6 protein-coding genes are annotated in these 6,327 nt (G+C 70.8%); 3 read left to right on the top strand and 3 right to left on the bottom strand.

The window, feature by feature from the left end:
- Positions 1 to 1,629: hypothetical protein (locus ACNFOC_RS01000; protein ID WP_416955576.1), on the bottom strand; the 1,629-nt coding region annotated here is incomplete at its 3' end.
- Positions 1,630 to 1,736: 107 nt separating this feature from the next.
- Positions 1,737 to 2,486, bottom strand: coding sequence for an IclR family transcriptional regulator (locus ACNFOC_RS00995; protein ID WP_416955574.1), 750 nt, complete (start codon positions 2,484 to 2,486; stop codon positions 1,737 to 1,739).
- A gap of 106 nt (positions 2,487 to 2,592) precedes the next feature.
- Between ACNFOC_RS00995 and mhpD the strand changes: the two genes are divergently transcribed.
- Genes mhpD through dmpG form a run of 3 tightly spaced genes read left to right on the top strand, consistent with a single transcriptional unit; the run spans position 2,593 to position 5,389 of the window.
- Positions 2,593 to 3,444 carry a 2-keto-4-pentenoate hydratase gene (gene mhpD, locus ACNFOC_RS00990; protein WP_416955566.1) on the top strand — a complete coding sequence of 284 codons (852 nt, stop codon included), beginning with the start codon at positions 2,593 to 2,595 and terminating at the stop codon, positions 3,442 to 3,444.
- On the top strand, positions 3,441 to 4,376 hold the full coding sequence (locus tag ACNFOC_RS00985; protein WP_416955564.1) for an acetaldehyde dehydrogenase (acetylating): 936 nt from the start codon (positions 3,441 to 3,443) through the stop codon (positions 4,374 to 4,376). Before mhpD ends, ACNFOC_RS00985 begins: the two co-directional genes overlap by 4 nt.
- Positions 4,373 to 5,389, top strand: a complete 1,017-nt coding sequence (gene dmpG / locus ACNFOC_RS00980; RefSeq protein WP_416955562.1) for a 4-hydroxy-2-oxovalerate aldolase — start codon at positions 4,373 to 4,375, stop codon at positions 5,387 to 5,389. The genes ACNFOC_RS00985 and dmpG overlap by 4 nt, the downstream gene beginning before the upstream one ends.
- Before the next feature lie 6 nt (positions 5,390 to 5,395).
- Here dmpG and ACNFOC_RS00975 read toward each other — a convergent pair whose 3' ends face one another.
- Entirely contained in the window at positions 5,396 to 6,247 is an 852-nt protein-coding gene (locus ACNFOC_RS00975) for a helix-turn-helix transcriptional regulator (RefSeq protein WP_416955560.1), read from the bottom strand.
- Positions 6,248 to 6,327 lie beyond the last annotated feature (80 nt).

Genomic DNA, 6,327 nt, shown 5'->3' with positions numbered 1-6,327 from the left:
GGTAGACAACTTCAAGAAGATCTTTTCGTTCCACCAGCTTCGCGCATCGCACCCTGCGGCCCGGTTGCGCTTCGTCGTCATCACCGCCGAGTACGACGCACGGTCTTTGACGGAACTGCTGCGCTGCGCGGACGAGGTGGCCCGTGAGGTGGCCGAACCCGTGTAGATGTAGCCCGACCTGAGCTTCGCCGTGTCCGAGGCCGGCGTCGCGCTGGAACTGTCTGGCCGGTGCACGAAGTACGTCGTACCGGTCGGCAGACTGATCGTCTTCTGCGGGTAGCTCTTGCCGGAACTGCACGGCTCGAACCCCTTCAGCAGGGTGGTGGTGAGGGAGTACGACGTGCAGCTCCCGCAGCCCTTGAGGGTGAAGCTGCCGGTCACCGGCCCGGTGTACAGGACCGTGATGTCGTCCGGGCTGTCGTTCATGACGGTGACGGAGATGCTGCCGCCGGACGCGGTCGTCGGCAGCTTCTTGCCCGCGGCCGGGACCGTCTGCGCCACCTCGGCGGCGATCGCGATCTTCTTGGCCCGGGCCCGGTTCTTGTCGTGCGTGCTCTTCTTCACGAAGTCGTTCATCGTGGTGAGCGCCGAGTCGAAGTCGCCGTCCTTGTACTGCGACACACCGCACTGATAGGCGCCGGCGTCGGCCTGGCTGCCGGCCCGTTGGGCGTCCGCGCCGAGCGCGTCGGTCGCACCCGCCTGTCCGCCTTGCAGGCTCGATATCTGGGTGGAGAGACTCGCCAACCCCTCGACGGCCGTGCACGGTTGGCTGCCGGACACGCCCTTCACCGCCTGCGTGACGGCGGACTTGACGGCAGGCTCGACCTGACCCGCCTGCGACGACTGCGGGAACGTGGCCAGCAGATCGCCGAAGCTCGTCGACCAGTCCGCGCGTTGGGCGGCCAGCCCGGTGGAGCCGCACTCGTACAGCGAGGTGGCCAGCCGGTCGTCCGGCCAGGTGCTCAGCGTGCCCAGCTGCTTCTTCGAGATGGTGCCGGGGACGGTCCGCAGATACTTCAACTGGGGTATCGCGTCACAGTAGTTCTTCTGCGCGTAGGCACCGGCGACCGTCGTGTAGAACGTCTTCAGCCGGTCGGGCACCCGGTCGGCCGCCCGCGAACCGGAGTGCGCGGTGCTGAGGTCGTCGTACACACCCAGCGCCTGGCGGTAGTGCGCTTCGGCCGTCGAGAACGGCAACCGCCCCGAATCCACGACGAGTTGGTCGGCCGTCTCCAGCCGGTCGAGGAGCATCTGCTGGGTTGCCTCGTCGCGGGCGTTGTCATAGAGGACGACTCCCCCGGCCGGTACGGCGAGCAGCACCAGGCCCAGCACGACCGCGACCGGCGTGGGCGAGGGCCAGGCGAGGCGGGTGCGCAGGCCGGCCAACGCGCCGTGGACGGCGGCGAGTACGAGGAACACGACGTACAGGGTGACGGCGGTGCCCGAGACGCCGTCCGGGTCGGCGGGCAGGGCCACCAGCAGCAGCACGATGGTCGCGACCCAGCACGCGGCCATGAGCAGCCAGCGGCGCATCAGCGCGTAACCGAGCCCGAGACCACTGAGGTTGAGGAGGCCGACCGCCACGGATCTGAGTCCGTCCGGCGGGGCGGGTGGTGGAGACGCCGGCATCGGTGGCACGACGAACCCCTGGACAGACCCGTACTGATCCTCGGACATGATTATCCCCCCGTTCAACAACGCCCCCGTTACCGTGACTTGTCAGTGTACGGTCGGGTTCACCGCCAGGACAGTGGGGTTTTCATGGTCCCTCCGCCGCGCAGCACGCGGGACAGTCCGAGCGCTGCCGTCCTTACGGCCGGGGCGAGTTGGGCGGGGCGGAAGCGGGTGCGCGGTACGGCGACCGAGAGGGCGGCGACCGCGGTGTCACCGGCGAACACCGGGGCCGCGATGCAGCTCACCTCCAACGCGGCCTCCTGTTCCTCGTAGGAGAGGCCGGACACCTGGATCTTCTCCAGGGCCATGCGCAGCCGGGCCGGGTCGGTGATCGAGTGCGGGGTGAGGCTCGGCAGCGGGCGGGACAGCACCTCCTCCGTCAACTCGGCGCCGGAGAAGGCCAGTAGAGCCTTGCCGACAGCCGTGCAGGTCAGGGGCAGGCTGCCGCCGATGCGTGAGGGCAGCCGCAGTGCCTCGTGGCCGTGGATGCGTTCGAGGTAGACCACCTCCATGCCCTCGCGGACGCCGAGGTGGATGGTCTCGCGCGTGGCCTCGAACAGGTCCTGGAGGAACGGCAGCGCCGTCTCCCGCAGATCGCGCCGGTGCGGCACCAGCGAGCCGAGCTCGAACAGCTTCGCGCCGAGCAGATAGCGGGGCCCAGAGCGCTCCAGCCAGCCCAGCCGGACGAGGTCGGCGGCCAGCCGGTGGACGGTGGGCTTGGGCAGTCCGGTGTGCTCGGAAAGTTCCGACAGACGGTACGGACCGCCGTCCGGGATGAAGCAGTCGAGGATGAGAGCGGCTTTCTCCAGCATGCTGCCGCTCACGTTGTTCCGTGTCACGGAACAAACATTGTCCCTTTGCGGGGATGCTGTCTATACCGAGGGGGTACCCGCACCGCTCTCTCCCAGGAGGTAACCCGTGCCCACCGTGCCCGACGGCGCCCGCGCGGACGCCGTTCCACCGGTCGTGGTCAAGGCCGCCGACCTGCTCGCGGAGGCCACCCGTACCGGGATCGCCTGTCCGCCTGTGCGTGAGCTGCTCGACGGCGGCGATCTGGAGACCGCCTACGCCGTGCAGCAGCTGAACGTCCGGCGCGGTGTGGACGCCGGCCGCCGCGTCGTCGGCCGCAAGATCGGCCTGACCTCCCCCGCAGTGCAGCGTCAACTCGGCGTGGATCAGCCGGACTTCGGCGCGTTGTTCGCGGACATGGCGGTGCCGGACGGCGGCGAGGTGCCCGTGGGACGACTGCTCCAGCCGAAGGTGGAGGCCGAGGTCGCGCTGGTCCTCGGCCGGGATCTGCCGGAGCGCGAGTGCACGGTCGTCGACGTGCTGCGCGCGGTGGACTTCGCGCTGCCCGCGCTGGAGATCGTCGACAGCCGGGTGCGGAACTGGGATATCTCCCTCGTCGACACCGTCGCCGACAACGCCTCCTGCGGTCTGTACGTGCTGGGCGCCACTCCCGTACCGCTGACCGCCGTGGACCTGCGCACGGTCACGATGACCATGAGCCGCGGCGGCGAGACCGTCTCCGAGGGCACCGGCGCCGACTGTCTCGGCAGCCCCCTGACCGCCGCCGTCTGGCTGGCCTCGGCCCTCGCCGAGCGGGGCGACCCGCTGCGCGCGGGCGACCTCGTACTGACCGGCGCGCTGGGCCCGATGACTCCGGCCGCTCCCGGAGACGCCTTCGAGGCGCACATCTCGGGCTTGGGCTCGGTACGGGTCCGCTTCGCCAAGGAAGCCACCGAAGCTTCGGAAGGGGACGGAAAGTGACCACGAAGGTCGCCATCATCGGCTCCGGCAACATAGGCACCGACCTCCTGATCAAGGTCCTGCGCCTCTCGGAGACCTTGGAGATCGCCGCGCTGGCCGGCATCGACCCGGACTCCGACGGCCTGGCCCGCGCCCGCCGCCTGAAGGTCGCCACGACCCACGAGGGCGTCGAAGGACTGGTGGAACTGGGCGAGTTCGCCGACGTCGACATCGTCTTCGACGCGACCTCGGCCGGCGCCCACCGCCACCACGAGGAGGTCCTACGGCCCCTGGGCCGCACCCTCGTCGACCTCACCCCGGCCGCCCTCGGCCCGTATGTCGTCCCGCCGGTCAACGGCGACGCCCACCTCGACGCCCCGAACGTCAACATGGTCACGTGCGGCGGCCAGGCCACGATCCCGATCGTCGCCGCGGTGGGCGCGGTCTCCCCGGTCCACTACGGCGAGATCGTCGCGTCCATCGCCTCGCGCTCGGCCGGTCCTGGCACCCGCGCGAACATCGACGAGTTCACCGAGACCACCTCCCAGGCCGTCCAGGCGGTCGGCGGTGCGGCGCGCGGCAAGGCGATCATCGTCCTCAACCCGGCCGAACCCCCGCTGATCATGCGGGACACCGTGCACTGCCTGGTCTCCGACTGCGCGACCGAGGCGGTCACGGCGTCCGTCGAGGAGATGGTCGGCCGCGTCCAGGCCTACGTGCCCGGCTATCGGCTCAAGCAGAAGGTGCAGTACGACAGGGTGGCCGCCGACGACCCGCTGCGCAGCCTCGCGCCGGGCGCGGGCGAACTGCTGAAGGTGTCGGTGTTCCTGGAGGTCGAGGGCGCCGCCCACTACCTCCCCGCCTACGCCGGGAACCTCGACATCATGACCTCGGCCGCCCTGCGCACCGCGGAGCGCATGGCCGCCCGCACCCGCAAGGAGGCAGCCAGGTGACCCCGTCCCTCTACGTCCAGGACGTCACGCTGCGGGACGGCATGCACGCCGTACGGCACCGCTACACCGTCGACCAGGCCCGCGCGATCGCCGCCGCCCTGGACAGCGCGGGTGTGGCCGCCATCGAGATCGCCCACGGCGACGGGCTGGCCGGCTCCAGCATCAACTACGGCGTCGGCGCCCACACCGACTGGGAGTGGATCGGGGCCGTCACCGACGTCGTACAACAGGCGATCCCCACAACGCTGTTGCTGCCCGGCATCGGAACCGTCCACGACCTCAAGCAGGCCCACGCGCTGGGCATCCGCTCGGTACGGGTCGCCACGCACTGCACCGAGGCCGACATCTCCGCCCAGCACATCGCCGCCGCACGGGAGTTGGGCATGGACGTGGCCGGGTTCCTGATGATGTCCCACATGGCCGAACCCGCCGAACTCGCCCGCCAGGCGAAGCTCATGGAGTCCTACGGCGCCCACTGCGTCTATGTCACCGACTCCGGGGGCCGGTTGACGATGGACGGGGTCCGGGACCGTTTCCGCGCGTACCGCGAAATCCTGGCCCCGGAGACCGAGTTGGGCATCCACGCCCACCACAACCTCGCCCTCGGCGTCGCCAACACGGTCGTCGCGGTCGAGGGCGGCGCGATCCGCGTCGACGCCTCCCTCGCGGGCCAGGGCGCGGGCGCGGGCAACTGTCCGCTGGAGGCGTTCGTCGCGGTCGCCGACCTGATGGGCTGGAAGCACGGCTGCGACCTGTTCCCCCTCATGGACGCCGCCGACGATCTCGTACGACCGCTCCAGGACCGCGAGGTACGGGTGGACCGCGAGACCCTCAGCCTCGGCTACGCGGGCGTGTACTCCAGCTTCCTGCGACACGCCGAGACCGCGGCCGCCCGCTACGGCCTCGACACGCGGAGCATCCTGGTCGAGGCCGGGCGCCGGGCGATGGTCGGCGGCCAGGAGGACATGATCACCGACATCGCGCTGGACCTCGTCGCGCGTGCGGAGAACTGATCCCCGTCAGGGGGTCATGTCCATGCGCTGCGTGCCGATCACCGACAGCAGCCGCAGGGCACCCTCGGACGGTGAACCGGGGGCGGCCGTGTAGATCACGACCCGCTGGTCCCGGTCGGTGATGTCGAGGACGTCGCAGTTGACGGTGACCGGACCGACCTGCGGGTGCTGGAAGGTCTTGCAGAAGGTGGGCGCGGCGGCCACGTCGTGGGAGTCCCACAGCTCGGTGAACTCCTCGCTCCCGGCGAGGAGTTCGTCCACCAGCTCGGTCAGCTCCGGGTCGTCGGGGTAGCGGGCAGCGGTGGCGCGCAGGTCCTGGGCCGCGCGGCGCGCGAACTCGTCCGCGTCCGAGACCCCGTACAGCCGTCGTCCCTCCGGGTGCGGGCCGAGGAAGACGCGCCGCACCAGGTTGCGGTCGCGTCGCGGCACGGCCGAGAAGTCCTCCATGAGGGCGGCGGCCAGGTCGTTCCAGGCGATCACCTCGTGCGTCGCGGAGACCACGATCGCGGCGGCCTGCGGCAGCCGGTGCAGCAGGTCGAGGATGCTCTGCCGCACCTCGCGCGAGGGTCCGGGCGGTGGGCCCGGCGGTACGCCCGCGAGGTGGTGGAGGTGGTCGCGCTCGGCGTCCGTCAGGCGCAGGGCGCGGGCCAGCCCGGCCAGTACCTCGCGCGACGGGTGCGGGCCGCGGGCCTGCTCCAGCCGTGTGTAGTACTCGGTCGAGATGAACGCCAGCTGCGCCGCCTCCTCCCGGCGCAGCCCCGGGGTACGGCGGCGCGGTCCCGCGGGCAGCCCCACATCGGCGGGGGTGATCCGCTCACGCCTGCTGCGCAGGAAGTCGGCAAGTTCTCGTCGGTCCACTCCCCCAGTGTGGACGCGCGGCGGCGGGTCAAGCCAGGTACTGCCGGTGCCTGGATCGGCCCTGCGGACCGGCGCAGGCT

Source organism: Streptomyces colwelliae (assembly GCF_048158785.1).
Lineage (GTDB): Bacteria > Actinomycetota > Actinomycetes > Streptomycetales > Streptomycetaceae > Streptomyces.
Note: the sequence above shows the minus strand (reverse complement) of the source record. Positions and strands in the feature narration are given on the sequence as shown.

What these genes read in the sequence shown, in the direction of transcription:
- ACNFOC_RS00995 (WP_416955574.1), bottom strand. Translation starts at nt 2,486, where the DNA reads ATGCTGGAGAAAGCCGCTCTCATCCTCGACTGCTTCATCCCGGACGGC.